This window comes from Mucilaginibacter aquaedulcis, assembly GCF_030409325.1.
In the GTDB taxonomy this organism is placed as follows: domain Bacteria; phylum Bacteroidota; class Bacteroidia; order Sphingobacteriales; family Sphingobacteriaceae; genus Mucilaginibacter; species Mucilaginibacter aquaedulcis.
Window position 1 is genome coordinate 93833 of sequence record NZ_JAUFPR010000004.1, and the last position, 25641, is coordinate 119473.

The window sequence follows — 25641 nt, forward strand, 5'->3', positions numbered from 1 at the left end:
TTTATGGGATTAGTGGATCACCCCAATTTCTACTAAACTGAAGTAAAAATCATGGTAATCCCGTAATCTGTTTAATCCTGGTTCAGACAAAATCCTGTCAAGGCTTCACACTTCCTTTTTTATACTTAGCGGTACGTGCGTCGCTGATAACACCTTTCCAGTTAAGGCCGTAGCCGAAATCGTAAGTGTGGCCCTGGTCGTCAACGTAACATTTCATATCAAGGGGTACATCTTCAAATTGCTCTTCCACGGTTTTCATATCAGCAGGCATTTGCAGTGGTAACAGGGCCGATGGCTCGCTGCTTCCGGTCAGGATATCTAAAGTGGCCTGACCAAGTACACCAAAATCAACTACTATGGCATCGGCGTTTTTTTCAAACTCCGAAAACACCATCGGGTTGGCCATATTAACCGAAACAATTACCGGCTTACCTTTCATTTTGGCATAAGTATCGTTCACCATACCCAAATCGGTTGTGTTAATGGCCGTTGCCGATTTACCCTTGTAGCTGCGATTGGTAAATTTTTCAAGCGGGTCGCCTCCCGCTATACTGGTTGCTCTTGCATCAGTAGCGGTATAAGGGCCGTATTGTAAGCTGATGGGTACATATCCGGTGCCGCCGTTTTTGGCATCCTGGCTGTTATAACCGCCGCCACTGTTTGGGCTGTTAATGAAAACCAGGGCATAATCGGCCTCATCAGGATTGTCGGTCACTTTAAAATATTTCTTTACGGTTTCTATGTTAACCGGGTAATCCAGTTTTTCCGGTGTCTCCATCCCCAGGAAATTGCGGCCTGCCGGAGTAAATTGCTTAGGCACATACACCGTTTTGTTTTTGGTAAGCGGCAGGGTATTATTTTTGTTTTTCAACATCACTATTGATTTTAGCTGTGCCTGGTAACCGGCGTTCATAAACTCCGGATTACCCACAATAGCCTTTGATGCCTCCGTATCCAGGTAAGGATTTTCAAACAAACCGGTTCTGAAAATATTACGCAGCAACCTCACCGCCGACAGCTCAAATCTCGCCCGCATAAATGATTCGCCATGCTCCTTAACACCAATCTGGTAAGCTTCAATTACTGGAGCCACCTCATTGTTACCGCCAAACTGATCAACACCAGCCATTAAAATTTTATAGTGGCGCTGAGCGATAGACAAACCCTCTACTCCCCATGATTTGCCCGTTAAAAACTGATCAACAGCTGTTTCATCGCCGGTTACCAGCCAGTCGGTGCAAACAACACCATCAAACTTATACTTCTTGCGCAGCAGATCATTAATAATGTAGGAGTTATAGTTATTGGCAACGTTCTCTTTATTCTTAGTATCCTGATTAAAGGATATGGTATAGTAAGGCATTATTGATGCGGCCATGCCGGTTTTGCCGCTTAGTTTAAAGGCCCCCTCGGTAAACGGAATTAAATGCTGTTTAAAGTTATTGCCGGGATAAACCGCGTATTTGCCATAACCGTAATGCGCATCGCGGCCGCCTTCGCCCGCGCCACCACCCGGCCAGTGTTTTACCATGGCGTTCACGCTGCCATAACCCCAGCCCGCGTTAATTTCCTTGTCGCCTTCAGAGGTCTGGAAACCATCAATATATCCCCGGGCCATATCGGCGGCCAGTTCAGGATTTTCGCCAAAAGTTCCGCTTACACGTGCCCAGCGCGGCTCCGAAGCCATATCAATTTGCGGCGATAGTGCGGTAGAGATACCGAGTGCACGATATTCTAAAGCTGCAATATGGCCAAAACCCTCAACCACCTCAGGATCAAAAGTAGCCGCGAAACCCAGCGAACCCGGCCACATGGAAATGGCACCGCCTGAACCGGCATTATATTCAGCATTGGCCACAGTGCCATGCCTTGGGTCAGAGCTGTTATTATTCGGAATACCCAAACCCTGGCCCTCTACAAAAGCCTGCGCGTTATTATTCCACTGGGCAGCAATCTCAGGGCTTTGTACCGATGTGATGAGTACGTGCCGCACATTATCCTTAGCCAAAAACTGTTTTTGCTGATCAGAAAGATCATAAGGTTTGGCACCACTCTCTGCAAATACTTTACCGTTGTAGGTTCCTTTAAAAGGGCCCGCCGGGGCGGCAGGTATAGGCTGATGCTTGCTGTATAACATTAGCCCAGCAATTTGCTCCACACTCATTTTTGAGGCAAGGTCTTTCGCCCTTACATCAACAGGTAAGCGCCAGTCTTCATATTTATCCAGCTTGCCGTTTTTATTCAGATCTTTAAAAGCCAGGCCATCAACCGTTAATATTTTAACTCCCGATGTTGCAGAGTAACCCAGGTTTTGCCCGCCGGTATTGGTCACAAAAACAACATCGCCCGATTTTTTTTCGGTCCACTTAGTTTGTGCCATTGCCGCGGTTGCAGGCAACAGGGATAGCAGCGCTAAAAATTTTAATTGATTGGCCATAAGTTTAAATTGCTTGGTTTATGCAGGCATTGGTATACCCGGCGTTTACGTTTTATTTTTAAAAGAGGTTATGTTATTGGTTTATAAATGGCTTATTAACAGCAATCAATTACTATTGTGTCAACAATACACAATAGTAATTATTATCTTTTTAAAATGCAAATAGTAAATCTTTGATAAAAATTGTCATTGCGAGGAGGAACGACGAAGCAATCGCGAACTTCGCACACGCTCTGTAAAGTTTGCGATTGCCACGCTACGCTCGCAATGACATAATTCTACTCGATTTATTTTTCAATTCCTTTTATTTAATATTAAATTCGTTAATCCTGAATTGCATTTCAGGATGCCTTTTTAAACCATTTACCCTGAAAACCGGCGGCTGTTACGCTGCCTTTAATAGCTAATTATTTGTATGAACAGAACCAAAGTTGCCATACTTGGAGCGGGTTTTATTACAGACATTCACCTGGAATCGTACCATCGTTTTATCCCCGAAGCCGAAGTAGTGGCCGTATACGCCCGCAATCCTGAAAAAGCAAAAGCCTTTGCCGAAAAATACCAGATAGCACAATGGTATGATGACATAGATAAGCTCATTGCCGAATCGGGTTGTGAGGTGGTGGATATTTGTCTGCCTAATTACCTTCATGCCCAGGCTACCATTAAAGCAGCCAAAGCGGGTAAACACATCATTATTGAAAAGCCCCTTGCTGTAACTTTAGAAGAGGCCGATGAGATGATAGCCGTTTGCAAGGAAAACAATGTAAAGCTGATGTATGCCGAAGAACTGTGCTTCGCCCCGAAATATGAGCGGGCCAGGCAACTGGTTAAAGACGGCGCCGTGGGCGAAGTGTTTATGCTGAAACAGGGCGAAAAACATTCGGGCCCGCACAGCGATTGGTTTTATGATATTAACCTTGCCGGTGGCGGTGTTATTATGGATATGGGTTGTCATGCCCTCGGCTGGTTCAGGTGGATGCTTGACCACGCCAAAGTTGCCAATGTATACGCTACCATGAGCACAGTATTTCATAAAGGCCGCACCAAAGGCGAGGATAACTCGGTGATCATTGTGGAGTTTGAGAACGGGGTTACCGCCGTAGCCGAAAACAGCTGGGCCAAGCATGGCGGCATGGACGACCGTTGTGAGATATACGGCACCGGCGGTGTTATTTATGCCGACCTGTTTATGGGTAACTCTGCCGTTACCTACAGCCGCGAAGGCTATGGCTATGCTATGGAAAAAGCCGACACCAGTAAGGGCTGGAGTTTCACCATTTTTGAGGAAGCCTTTAACCAGGGTTACCCGCACGAACTGAAACACTTTATTGATTGTGTACGCAACGACAAAACTCCACTGGTAACCGGCGAAGACGGCCGGGCAGTGCTCGAAATTATTTACGCAGCCTATGCCTCGGCAGGAGCTGGAAAAAAAATAAACTTACCGTTCACCCCCAAAGTGGCCAAGCCTATTGACCTGTGGCTTGATCCTCAATAAACACAAAATGGAACTACAACTTTATAAAAATTACGAAGAAATATCATGGGCCGCAGCATACCTTGTATTGCAGCAGGTACAGCGCAAGCCCGATTCTTTAATTTGCTTTCCCTCGGGTGAATCGCCTACCGGGATGTTTAAGCAGCTGGTAAAATTTGCGCAGGAAGGCAGCATCGACTTTAGCCAAACCAATTTTGTGGGCTTAGACGAATGGGTAGGCATGGATAAAACCGACGAGAACAGCTGTACCTACTTCCTGAACAAACATTTTTTTGAACCGCTGAATATCCCGGCATCGCAAATTCATTTTTTCAATGCCGCTGCAGATAACCTGGATGCCGAATGTAATAAGATGAATAACCACATCAGCCAGCTTGGCGGTTTGGATATCATGGTAGTAGGTATCGGCTTAAACGGTCATATCGGTTTAAATGAACCGGGAACCGATTTTAAAACCTATGCCCACCATTCGCCACTGGAACCGATTACCGCAACCGTAGCGCAAAAATATTTTAAACAGGAAACCATAGTAACCGAAGGTATTACCCTTGGCCTGCGCCATTTGGCCGAATCAAAAACTCCGGTATTAATTGCCAGCGGAACCAAAAAGGCTGATATTATGGCTAAGGCGCTGAACGGTCCGGTTACTATTGATGTACCGGCATCTATCCTGCAAACGCTGCAGAATGCACAGGTATTTTTAGACCATGACGCGGCACAAAAACTGCTTACCCATCAAAGTTAATCAGTGATTATGGCCTGCCATCGATAAAATCTATATAAAATCAAAATAGAATAGTTTTAATATATAACCATAAAACATTATGTCAGCAACTCCGGATAAAGCAGAAAACTTAAGCTATGATGCCATCGTGATTGGCTCAGGCATCAGCGGAGGGTGGGCCGCAAAGGAACTTTGCGAACAGGGCCTAAAAACCCTGGTGCTGGAGCGCGGCCGTAATGTGGAACATATTAAAGACTATCCCACCGCTACGATGGATCCCTGGCAGTTTAAGCACCGTGGTCAAATGACCCGGGAGTTTTTACAGGAGAACCCGCTTATTACTAAAGCAGCAGGTTATGGAGAAGATGACGCACACTTTTTTATTAAGGATAAGGATCACCCATACATACAGGAAAAACCGTTCGACTGGATACGGGGTTACCAGGTTGGCGGCAAATCATTAACCTGGGGCAGGGCCTGTCAGCGTTGGAGCGAGCATGAGTTTATCAACCCCGAGCGTTTTGGCTATGGCATTGCATGGCCTATAGGTTATAATGATGTAGCGCCCTGGTACTCGCACGTGGAGAAATTTATTGGCGTGTGCGGTAGTAAAGACGGCATTGAGGCTATGCCCGATGGCGAATTTCTGCCTCCATTTGAAATGAATGCCGTGCAGGACTTCATCCGCCAAAAACTAAACGAAAACTACCCCGACAGGCGCCTGGTACATGCCCGCTGGGCACATATCACCAAGCCCAATCAAATTCATCTTGATCAGGGGCGAGGCAAATGCCAGGCCCGCAACCTGTGTATGCGTGGTTGCCCGTTTGGTGGTTACTTTAGTTCGGTAAGTTCAACGCTGCCCTGGGCCAAACGTACGGGTAACCTTACTATAAGACCATTCTCAGTAGTACATTCTGTTATTTATGACGAAAAGCTGGGCAAGGCCAGCGGAGTTAAGGTAATTGATGCCAACACCAAAGAGGTGATCGAATATAAGGCCAAGGTTATTTTCATGAATGCTTCGGCGCTTAATACTAATCTTATCCTGCTTAATTCCACTTCGGCACGCTTCCCTAACGGCTTGGGTAACGATAATGGCCTGCTGGGCAAGTACGTAGCCTTTCATAATTACCGGGGCTGGGTACGGGCAGATATGGATGGGTTTCTGGACAGGTATTATTTCGGCCGAAACCCAACTGATCTGATCCTGGTTAATTACCGCAATCTTAAAAAGCAGGAAACTGATTATAAGGGCGGCTTTACCACTTTCATGGGTGCTTACCGGTCACAGGCCCAGCCTAAAGAACAACAAATAGGCGAAGATTATAAAGATGCCCTTACCGAACCAGGTGGCTGGCAGGTATACATGTATCTGCAGGGTGAAACTATACCCAAAGCCACCAACCACGTTCGCCTGAGCAAAACAGAAAAAGACCAATGGGGTATTCCACTGCTCATTACCTCTGTTGAATATGACGATAACGATGAACGCATGGTGCAGGATTTTTTAACCCAAAGTACCGAAATGCTGCAAAAGGCAGGCTGCAAAAACATCGAAACCAGTAATAACAAACAAGCTCCCGGGCTTGATATTCATGAAATGGGTGGCGTACGCATGGGTAAAGATCCTGCAACATCGCTGCTCAATAAATGGAACCAGCTGCACCATTGCCAAAACGTATTTGTTACCGATGGCGCCTGCATGACCAGCACCGGCAATCAAAGTCCGTCGATATTGTATATGGCATTAACGGCCCGGGCGGCAACGCATGCGGTTAGTGAAATAAAAAAAGGAAATCTATAATCTTAAATCATGAAACAGGTATTTTCCATATTGGCGGTTGCCGCATATCTGAGCAGTTGCCAGTCGCCGGCCTCTAAAAGCACATCAACTCCGGGTAACGACAATACACCCAAGGCCGCTACAGATAGTACAAGCTTTGTATCCTTATTTGATGAAAAAACCACCAAAGGCTGGCACACTTACGGCAAAGACACTATCGGTAGCGCGTGGAAAGCCGAAGACGGAGTTTTGCACCTGGATGCCTCGCAAAAAGGCGACTGGCAAACTAAAAACGGTGGCGATATTGTGAGCGATCAGGAGTATGAAAATTTTGATTTTAAAACCGAATGGAAAATATCGAGGACCGGCAACAGCGGCATCATGTTTTATGTACATGAAGACCCTGCCAAATACCAGTATGCCTGGTACACCGGCCCCGAATGCCAGGTTGCCGATAATAAGGAGAACGAGGATGGCAAACTGATCAGGCACCGTGCCGGTGACCTGTATGATCTGCTATCGATATCAAAAGATGTGGTGAAGCCTGCCGGTGAATGGAACCAGGTAGAGATTGTTGCCAACAAAGGCAAGCTGGATATCTATATGAACAAAGAGCATGTGCTTTCAACCACGCTCTGGGATGATAACTGGAAAAAGCTGATTGCCGGTAGTAAGTTCAAGGAGTGGCCCGCCTTTGGCACCTTTAAAACCGGCCGCATAGCCCTGCAGGATCATGGCGCCGATGTATGGTTCCGGAATATTGAGATTAAGAAGCTATGATAGAAGGAAGGTCTTGTTCCGGCATTTCTCAAATAAAAAACACGTCATGCCGAACTTGTTTCGGCAACCCATCGGTAGAGCTATTCACCCGTGTAACTTAGCTTGAGAGATCCTGAAACAAGTTCAGGATGACGTTTTATGGGTGGATAAAAACATGCAACACCACATACCCTACCCACAGTAAAATGTTGGAGTAAACACCGGCCAGCACATCGTCCATCATTACGCCGGCACCGCCGCCCATGTCTTCCATTTTGCGGATGCCGAGAGGTTTTAAAATATCAAAAAAGCGAAACAGCACCAATCCAGCTAATAAAAAATAAAGATTAGGCGGTATAAACAATACAGAGATGAGCATACCTGCTACCTCATCAATCACTACACGCGAGCTGTCTTCGCCCCAATCGGGTTCAACCTTGTTGCTTACATAAACGCCCAGCAGCGTTATGGCAACCGTTATGGCAAATAAATACCATGGATTTTGCAAAGCCGGACTTTGCCACAGCAGCCAGATAAAGCCGCAGGTTACTATGGCAGCATATGTACCACCGCCTTTTAAAAATCCGATGCCAAATATAGAGGCGATGATTTTATTTAAATTCATTTATTAGTTTAGTTCATTTGTGCATTGGTTCATTAGTTCATTGGTTGGCACGCCCTTTTGATCATTACCTATAATTGCCAACTATTAACTGCCAACTGCTATTGTTTATCCAATACATCCTCGGCGGCTTCGGCTACCTCGGGTTCAATGGTGTGCCTTTTAGGGAAGTTGAATAATAGCGATGTTATTACCGGTATAATGAAGATAGCTACGGTAAATACCGAAGTAACGATATCAGCCTTTTCGCCTTCCATTAGTTTGGAGAATGGAGCTTCCGGGTAAAAGTGTATGTATAAAGATGATGACAACTTAATACCCAACACACCGATCACGATAAAGGCTACAGTTTCCAGAAAGGTGAATTTCTCCATCAGTTTTACAAAGGCCTGGGCCACAAAACGCATGGCCAGTATACCTATAAATACACCGATGTAAATCAGCACCACATGATCTGTAAATGCAACAGCTGCAAACACATTATCAATGGAGAAGGCCAGGTCCATCAACTCAACCAAGGCAACTGTTGCCCAAAAAACACCGAATACGCCCACTGTTGAGCGGTAAAGCCAGTTCTTGCTTTTATCAACCTCTTCTTCTTCGCCGCCGTTAGCTGCCTGTATTTTGCCCTTAAAGTAGTTGAAGCATAAATACAGCAGGTATAAACCACCAATAGGTTTTAACCACCATATTTTTACCAGCCATGAGGCTAAAAACAAACATACACCCCGCAATACATAAGCACCTATGATACCATACCTGAGCGCTTTTTTACGCTGACTGGGCGGCAGATCAAGCACCATGGTGGCCAGCACCGCGGCATTATCAACAGAGAGCAAACTCTCAATAACTATCAAGTTTAAAATGATAAGCACACCGGCTTTTATGTCGGGGCCTAATATTGTGTGTAAGAAATCCATAGTAACAGGTAACGAATTATGTTAGGTTAAATAAACTAAATTAAATCGGTATTGAGCATGCTTTTTAAAATATTGGCCTGCACATCTATATTGCTGATATTTTCGAGGAAGTTGATATCCGATATTTTTTTATAATTATCGGCCAGCAGGGTTTTGATCTCCGGCGGCATAAATGATTTCATGGCGGCGGCATTACCTTCCAGCCTATCATTCTTGTCCTTCAGCTCATGTATCAACTTCTCCTTTTTTGACATGTTATTAGTAAGATCGATGTTGGCCAGTTTAGTTACATCCAAAAATACAAACAAACTATCCGAAGGCGAATACAGGAAATACCTGCCGTCGTCAACAAACTTATATACCTCCAAAACCTGGCTGCCAGATTTTAGGCCGCAGTAAAACTCAGTCTTGAAATCGTACTTGCATAGCACGCCCATCAGCTTGCGCTGTATGGTGGCGTACTCATCTTTATAAACATCTTTGTCGCTGTAGGCGGTAAGCTCCTGCTGCAGTTCAGGTGTAATGGTGTAAAAAAAGTCGGCAGCAAAGCGTGAGCTAAACGAGTTGATATTTTTTGAAAGTGGGTTGTCGGTAGAGTTATCAGACAACACCTGGAAAAGCTTGCGTAATGACAGATTGATCTTGAGTGCCTGCCGCTGTTTTTCAAGATTGAAGTTAGCCTCGGTATAAAACGGATCGTTCAGTTTTTCAATCAGTTCCTTATTGATCTGAATTTCATCAAACACAAGGCTGATATTGCTCTCGTTGTTCTTTTTGATCTTCCGGAGCAGATCGATCAGGCTTTGGGTAAACTGCAGGTGAAAAAGGTCGAGTTTATTAGCGTCAAGCTCGGGGTTAGCCTCAAAAAGTTTGTGGATAACCTGGCTGCGCAGGTATATTTTGTAAATTATATCGTCGCCAAAAAAAACAGAAAGCAATTGCAGCTTACTGAGCATTCGGTTGGATTGATTTAAAATATTTAACCGGTTTTCATCCATCAACTGGCGACCTCTACGTTTTGATTAAACGCAAATTTACGAAAAAATAACCCCACCCAAACCCTCCCCAAAGGAGAGGACTTAAAAATTCATAGCACGCCAGTAAATTTAAAAAAGCCTCCCCCATTGGGGTAGAGTTAGAGGAGGTGCTTACGCGTTGGTTACGTGCTTTTTCAATTCCACTTCCAGGTTTTGCAGTTCGGTATTGAGGGTTTTGCGGTTGGCAGTACCTTCATCATGAATGCGTTTTACCTCTGTAAGGGTTTCAATGAGCGACGCGGTGGTTTTCTTCAGCGTATCTAGTGATACCACGGTTTTCTCATTTTCGCGGGCTACGTCAATACTGTTCTGTTTCAGCAGTTCGGCGTTCTTTTGTAAAATGGTATTGGTGGTATCTGATATTTTTTTCTGCATCTCCACATTTTCCTTTTGCCTGTTGAGGGCAACAGCTATGGTGAGCTGGTTTTTCCAAACTGGGATGGTGGTTGACACGATAGATTGTGCTTTTTCGGCAATGGTGGTATTGTTGCTTTGCACCACGCGTATCTGCGCCAGCGATTGCAGCATGATAAAACGAACTACCTTTAAATCGGCCAGGCGTTTGTCTAAACGATTCACAAAATCGCGCAGGTCGGCAATTTCATAATCGTTGTAGGCAGCGGGATTGGCATCCATCTGGGTCAGTTGCTCGCTCAGTTCGTTATATTTTAATTGGCCCGATATAATGAGCTCTTCCATCTGATGAATGTAGCCCACATTGCTGTCAAACATGGTTTGTAACGAGCTGTTATCCTTCAATGAGTTTACACGGCCAGCCTTAATTTTATTGGTGATCTTATCAATGTTGTTGATCACCGTATCATATTTCTGAAACAGCTTTTTGGCATCAAACACCAGCTTTTTCATGAAAGGAATATGCGATATAAAAGAGGTGAAGGCACTTTGGTTCAGCTCATCCACATCAATATAATTAAGCTCGGTAAGCAGATCATTGATCAGCAAACCAACTTCTCCCGAGTTGTAGGTACGTACCGATGTGAGGAAGTTATTGCTGTACTTCTCCATAGAGGCCTGCACATCTGTACCGTAGTTCAGTATAGAGTTTACATCCTTAGGGTCAAGGGCCTTGGCTACCTCGCCGTATTTTTGCACTTCGGTTGGTGTAATGTTGGTTAAGTCAACATTGCCTTCCTTATCCAGCAATTTTGCCGGGGTATTTGCAGACGGAACCGGATTAATATCCAAATTTACCGGTGTTATATTTAGTTCGTTATTACCTGGTGCGCTTTCCATGATCTATTAAGTTTTAAGTATTGAGTTGTAAGTGATGAGTTTTTGTCCTGACCTTGGTTTTTAGGTTGAAAGAAATTATAGAATTTTCTTCATAAAACTCAAAACCATCTCTCAAAAACTCACCACTATTCCTATAAATAGTTTTGAGCTATCGTTTTTACCGATTCCTCTAATTTTCTGTCGCGTGTAGGTTCGCCAATGGCATTAAACTTCCATTCGCCGTTCTTTTTATAAAACACGTCCAACGCCATGGATACATGCCCTGCAAAATCTTTGCTGTTGGCAATATCATAAGTGGCAAACACTTCGTTGACCCGCGTTGGCGTACCTTCATAAATGCGGATTGATGCAAATGGGATAGTACCAAAATCCTGCCCGCGGAAGCTGTTTAATATAAAGGCCACATAGCTTATAGAGCTGCCTAAACCGGCCAGATCAACCGTGATCACTTCATTGTCAAGACCGTCGTTGCCAGCCATATCGCCGGTGAGGTCGTCGCCGCTGTGCCTTACCGCGCCGTCATTTGATTTAAGGTGACCGAAGTACACCACATCTATCAGCCGTTTGCTGTCATCATACAGTGCGCAGCTGGCATCAAGGTCAACAGCTTCTTTTGAGGTGCCGAAACCAAACAGTCCTTTTTTTTCAATAGCCCCCCAGTTTATACCTACGCAAATAGTTTGCAGTTTGCTGCCGTTACTTTTTTCTAGGCTGATGCGCTGCCCCTTTTGAAGATTGATTGCCATAGTTTTTATTGGTATTTATTTAAATAATCCTGAAGGCCACCCTTCATACCTACGCCTACGGCCTCAAATTTCCAGTTGTTATCTTTTTTGTAGATACGGCCAAACTCTACTGCGGTTTCTATCGAAAAATCCTCTTCCAGCTCATATTTCAAAATATCTGCATTGGTGCTGGCATCAAATATCCTGATGAATGAATTACGTACCTGGCCAAAGTTTTGTTTGCGGGCCTCGGCCTCGTGTATGGTTACCACGATGCATATCTCTGAAACTTTACTGTCAATACGTGACAGATCAACCTTGATCTGCTCGTCGTCGCCATCACCGGCACCGGTAAGGTTATCGCCAGTATGCTCAACCGCGCCATCAGGCGATTTCAGGTTGTTGTAAAACACAAAATATTCGTCGGCTATTATTTTTTTATTGTCGCCCAGTATAAAAACAGAGGCGTCAAGATCAAAGGCGCTGCCTGTTGAAGAGCTATTGGTATCCCATCCCAGGCCAATGGTAAATTTAGGTGCATTAATGCTTTCCCTTTGGCCTTTTTGCAAGTTAATTGCCATGTTTTATTAATTTATGTTTGTTTAAAAATAGGTTTTCTTGTATGTAGTTCAGGTTACGTGTATAAGCTTCAATGGTATGATAACCATTGCCCAAAGCCGCATCATAAAGCAAGTTTATAAAATCATCTGTTTGCTCATGTATAAAAATACAAAAACTATCAAAATCGTAATTTAAAATATACTTAACTATGCGGGTGTTAATACAAAAGCTGCCGCTTTTGATAATAGTATCCAGATCAAAAATTGACTTCACCTGGTGGTAATTGATAAAGTTTTCAATATTAGGATGGATATTTTTATTGGTAAGCTCGGCAAAGTAAAGCATAAAAATTTCGTTACTGAGGCCGTACTCCTTCACCATCTTCATGATCATGCGTTCATGGCTGCCAGTAATTTTCACATCATCTAAAAACAGCAGTGTTTTATCCTGTAAAAATTCCTTATCAATATGGAACGAATCGTTACCGATCAGGTTCATCCTTTGTTCGGCATCCAGTTCGCCGTAATCATCTTTATAAGTTATGGTTCGATGCACTTTAGTTTCCTGCGTAACAGGATAACCATGCAGGGCCAGCCAGCGGTTAAGCCGGGCCACAAACCAGTTTTTCATAGCGAAGGTAGCCGTAGGGATAAACGAATACGGGCTCGATATTACTACAATTTGCTTTTTGATAGGATTTTCGGCCAGGTATTGACTGATAAAACCATCGGCCAGTTGCGTGCCAAAGCTTTTGGCTACGGCATCGTCGCCAAATTTAAAGCGGCTGTAATCATCAGGGTTAAACCCAAACGCTTCCGCGTTATTAATATGATGTAATGACCATGTAGTGTTCATTAGCTTATTAATGTAAAAATGGATTGGTTGTTTGAGTTGATGAGCAAACTTTTTATGCCTGCTGCATTTGCACCACCCACATCGGCCCGGGGGTTATCGCCTATATGAATAATGTTGTTTAAAGTTATATCTTTTCCTGGATTTACTTGTTTAATATGCTGAAGCATCAGGTTAAACAGGGCCGGGTTTGGTTTTGACATCCCTACCTCATCAGAGTAAAGCTGAAAATCAAAGTATTGATCCATCTTTAATTCCACCAGTATCCTTTTTAATGTTGCTCCTTTTATAAAACCGGTGTTGCTCAATAAACTCATGGTGCAGCCACCTTTTTGTTTTAGATGATCAAGCACCTCAATTGTTACAGGGCTGTATACTACGGGCATGTTGTTAAACACGAGGGTTTCCATATCAGCCTGCAACTTAACGGTATCAATTTCATGCAAACTGAACTGATTTTCATTAATGAGACTGATGACCATGAGCAACATCTCATCTGCATCTATGTTTTTGCCAGTAACTTCATTAACGGCATTGCACATCAGATCAACCGTACGAAAGGCTTTGGCTACCTCATCAATACTTTTACCCGCCGGGTTAAAATCGCGGTGAAATATACGGGTGCGCTCCAGCTTGTATTCGGGGTTGGATTTTATAAGCGTAAGCCAAAGATCAAAGGAGTAGTGGAGGTACATGGTGGTGTGGGTGTGAGGTTTGGGGAGCGGGGTGCGAAGTGTGTGGTGCGAGAGTTTTAGTTTGGGAGCGAGGAGTGAGGTGCCAAGAGAGGGAAAGACATTTAAAAGCTCATCCATTTTCCCGCACTCCGCACCTCACTCCTCGCTCCATCACCTAATACTGTTTTAAAAGCTCCAAAAAATTATCGGTTTGGTGTGGTTCGCCGATGGCGCGGAATTTCCAGGTACCGTCTTTACGGTAAACTTCGGCAAAGGTCATGGAACACATGCCGTTGTAAGTTGCATCGCCCGATAGGCTGAACTTGGCAATCTCCTTACCATGGTTATCAACAGCGCGGATAAACGCATTATCGATCATACCAAAATGCTGGTTATTTTTACGTCCCTGGTATATAGCTACGATGAATAGTATACGATCAAACCGCTGATCGAGCGAATCAAGCTTTACGATGATCTGCTCATCGTCGCCATCGCCGGCACCGGTACGGTTATCGCCGGTAAGCCATATATGACCCGACGGATGCTTTTGTGAGTTGAAATAAACCACATCACCCTCGTATAAACTCACCTTATTACCATTAGGCTTTTGAAAGGTACGCCCCCTATCGGCCACTCGGCCATTTTTATCTAACAGGAAAGCGATAGCATCCAGGTCGTACTCGGCTTCCTCGCCGCCTCCAAATAATTTCCCTAAAAAACCACCACCACTCTTTTTCACATCCCAACCCAAACCTATAGTAACCGACGACAAATCAAAACTTTCGCCTTTATCATTTTTACGCAGGTCAATAGTTTGACCTTTCACTAAATTTATTGCCATTGTTGTGTTGTTTTTATTGCCTCACCCTGCCCTCTCCAAAGGAGAGGGTTCTAAGAAAACTTTTTTTAAAGTCCTCTCCTTTGGAGAGGATTTAGGTGAGGCCGCTCCTTACTTAATAATCTGCCCTTTAAAATATTTACTTAAAAAGAAGGCCAGGTCCTCTTTATAGCCCACGCCCGATGCTTCAAATTTCCATTGTCCATTGCGGCGGTACAGCCTACCGAACTCAATGGCTGTTTCAATAGAAAAATCTTCGCCGAGTTCATATTTGCAAACCTCGCTGCCGGTAAGTTCATCAATGATGCGAATGTATGAGTCGCGCACCTGGCCAAAGTTTTGCCGGCGTGGCTGCGCCTCATGAATGGTAACCACAAACAGTATTTCCTGAATCTTGGAGTCAACCTTAGTGAGGTCTACATTGATCGATTCATCATCCCCGCCATCACTATTACCACCCGATGGATCATCGCCGGTATGGTGAACAGATGAGTCGGGAGAATCGACGTTATTATAAAAAACAAAAAATTCATCCTGGGGCACAAAGCGATTTGCATCAATCATAATCGCCGATACGTCGAGGTCAAAATCATAACCTGTACCTTCGTTCGGGTTCCAGCCTAAACCAACTGTCATTTTTGATAAACCTATATCTATTTTTTGTCCCTTTTGTAAGTTGATAGCCATGTTAAAAGTATTTTATTAAAACTTGCATCCTGCTATAATATTGCAACATAGCGGTTTGTTTTAGCAACTGGTTAATATTTAAATATGAATCTAATATATACTCTTTTTTAATTACCAACCATAAAATTGCGTAACAAGATTACAGCAATTCTTCTTTGCTTTTACCTGGCTTTTATCTCTTTGTATAACCTACTATCAGCACTTATATCACAATTGCTTATGCCGCAGGCTAATCAAAATCACCAGTATGGATGATGTCAAGAAAAAAGAAACCGCGTTAAGAAAAGTTATTCAGAATTGGCTTTCGCTGGTTGAAAAATAAACTACTTCTTTTTAATTCCTTTTTCCCTTTTGGCAGCTGAAATTGATTTAGTAATGGTTTTGCCCTCTACAATTTGTTTTGGATCCTTAATTTTTTTCCATGAGTTGAGCCAGGCCTCAGATAAAAGCTCGGTCATATATTCCTTCGGAAAATCTGCTATGTTTTTCACTAAGAAGTACCGATACTGATTACCGTTCCCAATGAGCAACTTTTGGGGATCTTCAAGTAACGCGCCCCAGTAAAACCCAAATTGTACATTATGGCTTGTGCGGCCAACGGCTATGTTGCAAAAAACTTGTCCTACCTTTTCTGTCGGAGACCAGCCAAAGGCTACGGCATTGTAATTATCATAAATCAATTCATTAGCCTGCGGGTACAGCTCCCAAACAAAATCGCGCAGCCACAAGGCCTTTTCTTGCACCTCGGCAGGGAAAGGTGATAAAAACTTTAACAGATCGGTACATTCTTCCTTTGGCATATTCAGCTTGATTATTGTTTTATAACCTGCCCCACAAACATCAGCGTGTTGGTATGCGGTACCTCAATGTGAAATTCGCGCATACCGTATTCCCTATCAAACGGAGCCTTTACTTTAATACCATCCAGCCAGGTATTGATGCCTTCCCATAGCTTGTCAATATCATCAACAACCAGGTAAAACTCCATTTGCCCAATGTCTTCGCCAGCGTTAAGGATATGTATGGTAAGGTTATTTTTATATAGTATAACATAGTTGCCATCATCACGCGCTACCTGAAAACCAAATAGCGACGCAAAAAAATCAACCGTGGCAGGTATGTTGTACGATGGTATCATCGGACTCAGGTATAACGCTTTATAACTTTCGGCCATAGGGGTCACAATACTAAACCTAAACTTATTGATAATTGACAGGATACACTTAATAAAAGTTTCATTTTTTATTAGTTGCATTACAAATTTAAGCTATTGCCGTTCGTAAAATAACACCTCTTATTTGTTTTGCAGTATCGGGGTAAAATATTATCATCGTGCTTTCAACCTTATTTAATATTACATGATAAAACCTAAACCACCGGCCTTTAAGCTGTTTGCTTTTTTGCTGATCATTTTTGCCCTGCAAAGCTGCGAGCCCACCCAACCCGGCAGCTGGAAAAACGACCAGATAAGTGGCAGCGACCGTGAAAAATTCCATAAACTGAATGACGAGCTTTTTGCACGGCTAAAAGTTAACGATGAGAAAAACCTGGAGGCCATTATGTCAAAAGAATTTATTGAAAACGCCTACAAAAACCGCTCTGTTGAACTGGTAAGTAACCGGGTAAAAGTAGCTGACTACACCCTTCTTGATGAATATTACACCGTAAACCGGTATATAGATGGGGATACCATAAAAGCTGCATCCACCAGCCTCAACAGTTATTCAGTAATTTACCAGGGCATCACCCATCAAATGTATCTGGCTTTTTTTGTGCCGAAAAACAAAACCATGGCTAACCGGGATATGATCACGGCCATTTACAGCAAATATGATTATGGCTGGAAGCTGAACGATGTTGATGTTTTTCCGTACACCATTAATGGCAAAACAGCTCCCGAACTTTACCTGCAGGCTAAAGAAAGTTATCAGAAGGGTTATTTGATGGATGCCTTTAATATTGCCTCATCGTCAATTACATGCTCGCGTCCCAGCTCATTGTGGAAGTATAGCAACGAAGCTGAATTTAGTTACTTTTATAACACAGTAATGAAAGAGGCCATGAATCATTACACGTTCCCGATAGTTATTGATCAGGTGCCTACACACCCGCGTATTTTCAGGATCTTTAATCAAACCACTCCCGAGGGCGATTTTCCAATGATCTATTATACATCCTCCGTAAATTTAAAAGATGCCAATGCCATAAAGCAGGAGAATGACAACATCAAAAAAGTAATTGGCAAAACCTTACCTGGTATTGATCAAAATAAGAAATATGTATTGTATTCGGCTTTTAACGAACATCCCAACGGCAAAAGATCCGTTGACCATGTAGATATGGAATCAAAACTGAAGTAATTCATATAAATTACTTCAGTTTTGCGCAAGCAGCGTTCAATGAATTCAGGGTGAGATTGTTTTCTTTGAGATTTAGTTGATACCATATCATTTTTTTAAAGCTAATTTATTGCAACAACATTTACAAGCAATGTTTAAATACATTCCATCTTTTTATGCTCCCTCCTGATCTTCTTGATCATTTTTTGAATAATACCTGCTTGGATGGCGCAATAAGCACGAGCCCGGAATGAACGTTTCAACAAAGCAACTTGAACGTTTCAACAAAGCCTCTGGCTCAAATACTCCCGATCTTTGTTATATACAATTAAATATTAAAACAATGACAAAGATTTGGTTTATAACAGGTAGCTCCCGCGGTTTGGGAAGAAACCTTACAGAAGCAGTATTAGCCAAAGGCGATAAAGTAGCAGCAACAGCTCGCAATACGGATCAATTAAAAGACCTTGCCGATAAATATCCCGATCAGCTTTACCCGGTTAAGCTTGATGTTAACAATACAGAACAGATCATATCTGCAGTTGAAAGCACCATTCAACATTTTGGCCGTATTGATGTATTGGTAAACAACGCCGGTTTTGGCATCATCGGCGCCGCCGAAGCATTTTCTGACGATCAGGTTCGCAGCCAGCTGGAAACAAATTTATATGCCCCTATTGAAATAACCCGCGCGGTATTACCTTATATGCGCAAACAGCGTTCAGGCAGTATTCTGCAAATCAGCTCAGTTGGCGGCCGTGTAGGCAACCCGGGATTAAGCATGTATCAAGCCGCTAAATTTGGGCTAAGTGGTTTTAGCGAAGCCTTATCAAAAGAGGTGGCCGATTTAGGCATCCGCGTAACCTGTGTGGAACCAGGCGGTTTCCGCACCGATTGGGCCGGCGATTCCATGACCTATGCGCCGGCAGTGGCAGGTTATGAAAAAACCGTTGATGCCCGTATTGAGTTTTTCAAAAGCGGCAAGTTTGTACCTATGGGCGATCCGGCAAAGGCCGCCCAGGTAATGGTGAACCTTGTTGACAGCCCCGAGCCTCCGATACACCTGGTTTTAGGCAGCGAGGCCATTGCCATACTGAAACAAGCCGATGCAGCCCGCACTGCCGAAATGGAAAAATGGCTACCGGTCAGTTTATCAACAGATCATGATGAGGCCGAAAACTTCCTGGAAACAGAAGGCGGCAAAGCCATTATGGCTAAATTAAAGAAGGATTAATAATATAATTCACTCTATTATTTTTATTCTTCTAAATACCTATTCCAATTACATGCAACAGCATTGTCATATCAAATTTGTACGGCAATGCTGTTGTATTTTTTAGTTAAATTTGATCAATATGCTTACAGAAAATCAACTAAGCCCCCAGTCAGAAATTCACTATTCCTGCTATTATACCAGGAACCGCGGCGGCGAGCAGTTTATTCCGGAGCATGCTTTCAGCTACCAGATCTCTGGCAATCTTACCCTTACGAGCGCCGATAAGGTATATACCTCAGGTCCCGGCGATTTCAGGCTGAGCAGGCGAAACCAACTGGTAAAGTTTTTGAAAGAACCTCCACCCGGTGGTGAATTTAAGTCGGTATCTATTTTTTTGGATCAGTCCACACTCCGCAACTTCAGCATAGAGTATGGTTACAAGGCTGGAAAAAGTTACGAGGGCGATAGTATCATCCAACTAAAACCCAACCCGCTTTATAAAAGTTTTATGGACTCGCTGCAACCCTATGAGCATCTGCCGCAACCTGCCGATAAAAACCTGCTCGCCCTAAAACTGCGCGAGGCCATACTCATATTATTACAGCGCAACCCCGAGCTTAAGGATGTGTTATTTGATTTTAGCGAACCTGGCAAAATTGATCTGGAAGGGTTCATGAATAAGAACTATCATTTTAACGTGCAGCTGAAACGCTTTGCCTATTTAACCGGCCGGAGCCTTGCTACCTTTAAACGCGATTTTGAAAAAATATTCCACATAACACCCAGCAGATGGTTGCAGCAAAAACGCCTGCAGGAGGCTCATTATCAAATTAAGGAGCAAGGTAAGGCTCCATCTGATATTTACCTTGAGCTGGGCTTTGAAGACCTGTCGCATTTTTCTTACGCTTTCAAAAAAACATACGGAGTGGCACCCTCCAGGCTATTATAATGGATTGGTGATTTTTTAATAATATATACCACATTATCCGTAAAAACTACAACCAATACCGCCTGAAAGCTATCTATATTTGTTTTAATTAACGAACAGATCATGGAACAGAAACTACCACTACCTCCGTTCAATTTTGAAACGGCTACCCAGAAAGTTCAGTTGGCAGAAGATGCCTGGAACAGCCAGGACCCGGTTAGGGTATCGTTGGCTTACACTGTTGACAGCGAATGGCGCAACCGCTCGCAGTTTATAAACGGCCGGGAAGAGATCGTGAATTTCCTGAGCGGGAAATGGCAAAAGGAGCTTGATTACAAGCTAAAAAAAGAGCTTTGGGCTTTTACCGACAACCGCATAGCTGTACGTTTTGAATATGAATATCATGATGCCAGCGGACAATGGTACCGGGCTTACGGTAACGAGAACTGGGAGTTTGATGAAAATGGTCTGATGCAAAGGCGTTTTGCAAGCATCAACGATCTGGCCATTAACGAAGCTGACCGCAGGTTATAAACGAAGGATTAAAGCCTCCATTTAAATGAGCGGTCATCAATTGCCCGGCTGGTACAAAGAATACCTTCCAGGTGATCATACTCATGCTGTAATAGTTCGGCCAGGTCATCTTCCATGTGCCACTCCTGGGGTTGCCAGTTTTGGTCAAGGTATTTGATGGTGATCTCTTTGTGCCGCATTACACGTACCAGCAAATTGGGGAAACTCATGCAATCGTCCCATAGTTCAAATAGCCCGGGGCTTAAATAGGTAAGTTCCGGGTTGATGAAAATAACGGGCTTATCAATATTCATGTAGATAAGCCTCTTCATAATACCTAACTGCGGAGCGGCTATAGCTCGGCCAAAATTATATTTAGCCCTGATCTCCCGCATCACATTATCCATGTCAGCTACCCAACCGCCAACCAACGGCAGCTCCCCGGGTAAAACAGGGTCACATTTTTCATACAGACGAGGATCGCCCAGTAATAAAAGATCTTGCAGGGTTTTCATGTTATTTCATTGGGCTCACCGCCACGGCTATCTTTGAATCGGCGGTACCATAATACAAGTACCACTTATTTTCAAATACAGCCAAACCTTCCACAAAACAAACCTGGTTTACCTGTCCAGATAGTTCGTATGGTTTTTCAGGCTTCATAAAAAACGTATCCAGGCGCTTGAGCAGTTTAGTTGGGTCATCCTTATCAAACAAAGCCTGCGATGCGGAGTAAGTGCCATCAGCCAGTTCAAGATCACCAAATGAAGTAACGTTGCGGCTATTATATATCAGCACAATACCTTTATCAGTCAGTATAGCCGGCGGGCCCGATTCAACCAGGTCGCTGTCAAACTTACCTTCACGGGTAGGTAACGCTATTTTGAGTTCAGCAAAATTCAAAGCCTCTGATCTTAATCTTACTGGCGGTTTCTCGCCTGCAGCCATTTTAACCGGCGACCAGTTGATGAGATCGGTTGATGTTGCGGTCCATATCTGGGTATCGCCCCAATACATCCAATACTTACCATTTATTTTAGTGGCCACCACTTTGCCTTTTTTATAAGTAGAAACAATTGAGCCCGATTTGCTCCATTTATCGGCATATTTACCGCTATCTGTTTTGGCAAAAACGCTTCCGTATTTTTTCCAGTTAATAAGGTCGGTAGATGTAGCTATGAGCAAACGGGCAACCTTGCCATCAAAAGCAGTATAGGTCATGTAATAAGTTCCCTTATCATCCTGCACTACACGTGGATCTTCGCAACCACCCTGCCATTCCAACTTTTTAAAATCGTCGTTATCGGGATATAAAACCGGTGTTGGCTTACGTACAAAATGCATGGCATCGGTACTTACGGCCAAACCAATACGCGATGTGCCGTCGGGTTTTCCGGTTTTATCCTGGGCGCGATAAAGCATCCATATTTTACCGCCCCGGTTCACTATAGCCGGGTTAAAAACATCTTTAGCTTCCCACAAAACCTGTGTTTTCAGAATGGGGTCAATAAACTTACCTCTCCCAGGCCCTAAAATAGGGTTAACACTGTCAATCTTGGTAAATGGCAAAATAGCCCAGTTATTGGCAGTATCCTTTAATGAATCGGCCTTAGCATTTGCATTGTTTTGATTGCCTTTGCAACCGCTAACCGTTGCGGCAATAGCAAAAGCGAGAGGAAAGATAAAGTTCAATTTCATGGCAGGGTACTTTATAGGGTGATTATTTCTTCATGACCAATTTTATAGCGATGGAATCGCCGACAATTTTACCATAATGGTTTGATACGATGCAGGAATTATGAAAGTGTATACCTCCATAAAACCGGGCCCAAACATTTTCATTGGCAGCTGCCCGGAACGATTTATACGAGCGGTTTTTCACCCCAAACTCCAGCTCAGATGTATCGGTATAAGCTACATTATCACCAAGCGCGCTGGTGAGCGCTTCGGCAGCGGCAGCAGATATGGTACAATGGCCACAAGTATATTCAGGGAAGGGCGGTGTTTGCAGATGCGGCCTCCACTCGGCATCAATATATTTGTTGATCACGGTTTCGGGGCGGGCGGTATCATAGGTATATTTGGCTGTCCATGATTCAATAAAGGCATCAAACAAGGCTATAGCGGTTTTGGCATAGGCATAAACGGTGGTATTAAAATCGGCCTTTACCTGTTTAGCACCGATACCTACAATACTTAGCCAGTGCCCCGGCGGTGAAAACTTTTTGGTAATAAACTGTACGTGCCCGCTTACATTGAGCTTGCCGGGGTTGTCATCCCAGAAATCGGCCATGTGAGCCTGGTCATGGGTAAGGCTATCAACCGCGTTTTTGATGTACATGACCTCTTTGTAATATTTGCTGTTCTTATCGGTCACGTTAAATGGCGGCGGCGGCGGTATGCTGTATTCTTTAGCGTCATGCATCACCATGGTACGGATCTCGCCCCAGTGAGGTTCTACGGCTTCGCCATACAGCGGGGGTGTTGGTGTCCACCGGCCGGGTACATCATTAATGGCAAACTTGGTGGCGCTGCGGGTTTTAAGGTACTTATCCTTTTTGCTCCAGGCCATGATAGAACCGGCCACGGCTTTAGCAAAAGCTTCTGAATTACTGATCTCTTCGGCGGGCATACCATGCTGTGTGGCTATGTTGTGCAAACTATCGGTATAGTATTTCAAGCTGCCTTCGGGAAAGGTAACTGCCTCGCCCACTTTACAAAAAGCCAGCAGTGCAGCATATTCATAATCGATGACTTTATCAGCAGGTGCCTTGGCTACCGTTTTTAGCCCATTTAATTGTCCAACTAACGAGTTATATTGTTTAGGATATCCGGCAGCTATCACCTCATAGGCTGCTACAGAAGCATAGGCATAATTACGAGAGGCTACCACCGGCGAAAAATTATTGCCCATTACTACGCGGTTAAGCTCATAAACCGTACTGCTGTATAAAGCCGGGTTATGCAGTATGGTTTTATAATCTGATTTTTTGCAGGAGGTGAAAAGTAATAAAGCAGTGGCAAAAATCAGTAAAGGTTTCATAGGTGTAATTTAGCAAGTTAGATGATATGTATTATAAAGAATGTCATTTCGACGAATCATTGATTGAGCATAGTCTGAGGGGAAACCTTATATAATTTGCATCTGCTAATTTCGCTCGTACAAGATTTCTCTTCGCTCCTATTCGCATTCCCTTACCGGCTCATCGAAATGACATCATTTTTGTTTAATTTATATTATTTTACAACATAAGTCTTTTTATCAACACCTACGCCGGTAATAGTTAATGATTTCCAGTTTTTGGGCAATTTACTTTTAAGTTGAGTTATACCTTCAGGTGTTATATCCAAACCGCCAAAACCCATTAGTAAACTTTGAATGATCCCTCCCGCCCCAGTAGCGAAATAAGGATTGGTACCGCCTTTGGTTTCGGCAATAACCCGGAAAGGAGGCAGCAGGTTTGGCTCATACGCATCCTTAAAAAAGTGATAAGCCTTATCACCATTACCTAAACGAGCATACAACAGGGTGAATATCCCTTGGGTCATGGCTGGTGTTCCTTCGTTGGGGACACGGGTTTCGTAATATTCCAGGTCTTTTTTTATTTGTGCCGGATCAGTTATGGTTTTCAGCGGATAGGCCAGCAAATTTACATCGGCCTGTTTAATACCTTCACCTTTGTACGTTGCAAACTCACGGGTTACCCCATCCGGAAATTTTAATATCGGGATATTCTGCTCTACCACCTGCCAGTCGGGATCAGCAGTTAAGCCTAAAATTTTCGCGGTGGCAATGGCATTTTGCAGGTTTGCCTTTGCTGCGGCATTGGTAAAGGCATTGTTATCCACGTTCTCGGCCCATTCATCGGCAGCTACTACATCCTTAATATCATAATGACCATCGCCGTTGCGTTCTACACGACTTGCCCAAAAATCGGCAGTGGCCGATAGTATGGGCCAGCCTTTCTCCAACAGCCATTGTTTATCCTGTGTAACACAGTAATAGCTCCACGCTGCCAAAGCAACATCGGCAGTAATGTGATGTTCAAAGGGGCCGCTCAATGCCCAAACAGGGGTTTCTTCTACTCCGCTATCGGCACTTTCCCAAGGGAACATTGCCCCTTTGTAGCCATGCGAAAACGCATTCTGTTTTGCGGCTGTTAAGCGCTGAAACCTGTACTCTACCAATGATTTGGCTATCTCAGGGTGTAACACTAAAAGCGCCGGATACATCCAGATATCAGCGTCCCAAAAAACGTGCCCGTTATAACCCAAACCAGATAAGCCCATCGGCGATGGTGAGTAAGCCGTACCCGCCCTTGAAAATGAGTACAGATGATACAACATGCTATGCACATCCTGCTGGGCCTGGGCATCGCCTTCAATTTTGATGTCGCTTTTCCATAGTTCATCCCAGGCTTGTTCGTGATATTTTATCAGGCGGTCGCGGCCTTCCAGCTTGGCAAACATGGTGAGGCGTTCGGCCTGGTTCAGCGGATCGGCATCATGGGCCGAGGTAATGGATGAGCCGGCTAAAGCATAGCTGTAGGTTTGTCCGGCAGCCAGGGCTTTGCTAAATTTCATGAGGTGCATGTTGTTATCCCACATCTCATGAATTACTCTTGGTTCCTGGCCATGCCGCTCGTTAAATAAAAAAGTATTGGAGGCGCAAAGCTGCAACTTGCCAGTAGGGCTTTTGGCTGTAGATGTAAGCAGACTGATGGTTACGTGGGGCCTGTCAATCTCGTTATAATAATTCTGTACGTCTTTTAATGCATCAGGAGCTTCCATTACGCTGGCCGCAGTAATGTTGATGGCTTTTTTAGCTGTGATGCTAATGTCCATTAACACGGTGAAAGGCAGCTGCCTTAACGAGTAATAAGTATATTTAATAGATGCTGCATCGCCATAATCAAATGTGGTGGTAAAGGCAGCGTGCTGCATATCAAGCTCCTGTTTAAAGTTGCTGATATTTTTGGCCTCAATACGCTTTCCTCCTATTTCCAGATAGCTGTTAAGCAGGTTAAAACTATTTAAAAAGTTACTCACCCGGCCGCGGCCATACAGATCATAAGCACCGGCAAGCACCACGTTTTTTACCTTAAAAGGCTCTGGCGATGATACAATACCGATCATGCCGTTGGCTACCGTGATGCCGTAATAGTTGGCGGCATCAATTTTATCGGCTTTTATTTGCCAGGCGTTTTGTGCCTGCAGCGTGCTGCCCCAAAAACACAGGCCAGTTAACAACGTGCATACTTTGTTCAT

At 43.9% G+C, this 25641-nt stretch carries 25 protein-coding genes; 8 read left to right on the forward strand and 17 right to left on the reverse strand.

Translation table 11 applies throughout. The annotated features are described in order from the left end of the window. Nucleotides 1-97: 97 nt before the first annotated feature. Nucleotides 98-2437 (reverse strand): glycoside hydrolase family 3 protein, encoded by a 2340-nt coding sequence (locus QWZ01_RS18705; RefSeq protein WP_290325965.1) that lies wholly within the window; start codon nt 2435-2437, stop codon nt 98-100. 415 nt (nt 2438-2852) lie between these two features. Here QWZ01_RS18705 and QWZ01_RS18710 point away from each other — a divergent pair, with 415 nt between their 5' ends. From QWZ01_RS18710 to QWZ01_RS18725, 4 genes are all read left to right on the forward strand, one after another. Next, nucleotides 2853-3938, forward strand: a complete 1086-nt coding sequence (locus tag QWZ01_RS18710; RefSeq protein WP_290325967.1) for a Gfo/Idh/MocA family protein — start codon at nt 2853-2855, stop codon at nt 3936-3938. Between the two features lie 7 nt (nt 3939-3945). After that, nucleotides 3946-4683 (forward strand): 6-phosphogluconolactonase, encoded by a 738-nt coding sequence (locus QWZ01_RS18715; RefSeq protein ID WP_290325969.1) that lies wholly within the window; start codon nt 3946-3948, stop codon nt 4681-4683. 79 nt (nt 4684-4762) lie between these two features. Continuing rightward, nucleotides 4763-6469, forward strand: a complete 1707-nt coding sequence (locus tag QWZ01_RS18720) for a GMC oxidoreductase (protein WP_290325972.1) — start codon at nt 4763-4765, stop codon at nt 6467-6469. A 9-nt stretch (nt 6470-6478) separates the two neighbouring features. Further along, nucleotides 6479-7228 (forward strand): 3-keto-disaccharide hydrolase, encoded by a 750-nt coding sequence (locus QWZ01_RS18725; RefSeq protein WP_290325974.1) that lies wholly within the window; start codon nt 6479-6481, stop codon nt 7226-7228. A gap of 136 nt (nt 7229-7364) precedes the next feature. On the opposite strand, the gene QWZ01_RS18730 is transcribed toward QWZ01_RS18725, so the two are convergent. The 12 genes from QWZ01_RS18730 to QWZ01_RS18785 form a co-directional block, all read right to left on the reverse strand. Then, nucleotides 7365-7832, reverse strand: a complete 468-nt coding sequence (locus QWZ01_RS18730; protein ID WP_290325976.1) for a phosphatidylglycerophosphatase A family protein — start codon at nt 7830-7832, stop codon at nt 7365-7367. 98 nt (nt 7833-7930) lie between these two features. Further along, entirely contained in the window at nt 7931-8749 is an 819-nt protein-coding gene (locus tag QWZ01_RS18735; RefSeq protein WP_290325978.1) for a TerC family protein, read from the reverse strand. A 35-nt stretch (nt 8750-8784) separates the two neighbouring features. Beyond that, on the reverse strand, nt 8785-9705 hold the full coding sequence (locus tag QWZ01_RS18740; protein WP_290325980.1) for a hypothetical protein: 921 nt from the start codon (nt 9703-9705) through the stop codon (nt 8785-8787). A 192-nt stretch (nt 9706-9897) separates the two neighbouring features. Then, entirely contained in the window at nt 9898-11040 is a 1143-nt protein-coding gene (locus QWZ01_RS18745) for a toxic anion resistance protein (RefSeq protein WP_290325982.1), read from the reverse strand. A gap of 131 nt (nt 11041-11171) precedes the next feature. Further along, nucleotides 11172-11786, reverse strand: a complete 615-nt coding sequence (locus QWZ01_RS18750) for a TerD family protein (RefSeq protein ID WP_290325984.1) — start codon at nt 11784-11786, stop codon at nt 11172-11174. A 5-nt stretch (nt 11787-11791) separates the two neighbouring features. Further along, the gene (locus QWZ01_RS18755) at nt 11792-12346 is read right to left on the reverse strand and encodes a TerD family protein (protein WP_290325986.1); all 555 of its coding nucleotides are present in this window, start codon (nt 12344-12346) and stop codon (nt 11792-11794) included. Then, on the reverse strand, nt 12336-13181 hold the full coding sequence (locus QWZ01_RS18760; protein WP_290325988.1) for a phosphoribosyltransferase family protein: 846 nt from the start codon (nt 13179-13181) through the stop codon (nt 12336-12338). Before QWZ01_RS18760 ends, QWZ01_RS18755 begins: the two co-directional genes overlap by 11 nt. Beyond that, on the reverse strand, nt 13181-13990 hold the full coding sequence (locus QWZ01_RS18765; protein ID WP_290325990.1) for an HAD family hydrolase: 810 nt from the start codon (nt 13988-13990) through the stop codon (nt 13181-13183). Before QWZ01_RS18765 ends, QWZ01_RS18760 begins: the two co-directional genes overlap by 1 nt. Before the next feature lie 37 nt (nt 13991-14027). Next, nucleotides 14028-14693, reverse strand: coding sequence for a TerD family protein (locus QWZ01_RS18770; protein ID WP_290325992.1), 666 nt, complete (start codon nt 14691-14693; stop codon nt 14028-14030). A 108-nt stretch (nt 14694-14801) separates the two neighbouring features. After that, complete coding sequence (locus QWZ01_RS18775) at nt 14802-15377, reverse strand: TerD family protein (protein WP_290325994.1); 576 nt, start codon at nt 15375-15377, stop codon at nt 14802-14804. Nucleotides 15378-15700: 323 nt separating this feature from the next. Further along, nucleotides 15701-16177, reverse strand: a complete 477-nt coding sequence (locus tag QWZ01_RS18780; protein ID WP_290325996.1) for a DUF1801 domain-containing protein — start codon at nt 16175-16177, stop codon at nt 15701-15703. 11 nt (nt 16178-16188) lie between these two features. After that, a complete protein-coding gene (locus QWZ01_RS18785) occupies nt 16189-16632 on the reverse strand; it encodes a VOC family protein (RefSeq protein WP_290325998.1) in 444 nt (147 codons plus the stop codon). Nucleotides 16633-16735: 103 nt separating this feature from the next. Between QWZ01_RS18785 and QWZ01_RS18790 the strand changes: the two genes are divergently transcribed. The 4 genes from QWZ01_RS18790 (at nt 16736) to QWZ01_RS18805 (ending at nt 20394) form a co-directional block, all read left to right on the forward strand. Further along, nucleotides 16736-17737 carry a hypothetical protein gene (locus QWZ01_RS18790; RefSeq protein ID WP_290325999.1) on the forward strand — a complete coding sequence of 334 codons (1002 nt, stop codon included), beginning with the start codon at nt 16736-16738 and terminating at the stop codon, nt 17735-17737. Nucleotides 17738-18059: 322 nt separating this feature from the next. Further along, the gene (locus QWZ01_RS18795; protein WP_290326001.1) at nt 18060-18950 is read left to right on the forward strand and encodes an oxidoreductase; all 891 of its coding nucleotides are present in this window, start codon (nt 18060-18062) and stop codon (nt 18948-18950) included. Between the two features lie 121 nt (nt 18951-19071). Continuing rightward, complete coding sequence (locus QWZ01_RS18800) at nt 19072-19881, forward strand: helix-turn-helix domain-containing protein (protein WP_290326003.1); 810 nt, start codon at nt 19072-19074, stop codon at nt 19879-19881. A 102-nt stretch (nt 19882-19983) separates the two neighbouring features. Continuing rightward, complete coding sequence (locus tag QWZ01_RS18805; RefSeq protein ID WP_290326005.1) at nt 19984-20394, forward strand: nuclear transport factor 2 family protein; 411 nt, start codon at nt 19984-19986, stop codon at nt 20392-20394. Nucleotides 20395-20402: 8 nt separating this feature from the next. Here QWZ01_RS18805 and QWZ01_RS18810 read toward each other — a convergent pair whose 3' ends face one another. The 4 genes from QWZ01_RS18810 to QWZ01_RS18825 form a co-directional block, all read right to left on the reverse strand. Further along, nucleotides 20403-20888, reverse strand: a complete 486-nt coding sequence (locus QWZ01_RS18810) for a peptide deformylase (protein ID WP_290326007.1) — start codon at nt 20886-20888, stop codon at nt 20403-20405. 1 nt (nt 20889) lies between these two features. Continuing rightward, nucleotides 20890-22071, reverse strand: a complete 1182-nt coding sequence (locus QWZ01_RS18815) for a glycoside hydrolase family 130 protein (RefSeq protein WP_290326009.1) — start codon at nt 22069-22071, stop codon at nt 20890-20892. 22 nt (nt 22072-22093) lie between these two features. Next, on the reverse strand, nt 22094-23416 hold the full coding sequence (locus QWZ01_RS18820; RefSeq protein WP_290326011.1) for a vanadium-dependent haloperoxidase: 1323 nt from the start codon (nt 23414-23416) through the stop codon (nt 22094-22096). 194 nt (nt 23417-23610) lie between these two features. After that, complete coding sequence (locus tag QWZ01_RS18825) at nt 23611-25641, reverse strand: kojibiose hydrolase (protein WP_290326013.1); 2031 nt, start codon at nt 25639-25641, stop codon at nt 23611-23613.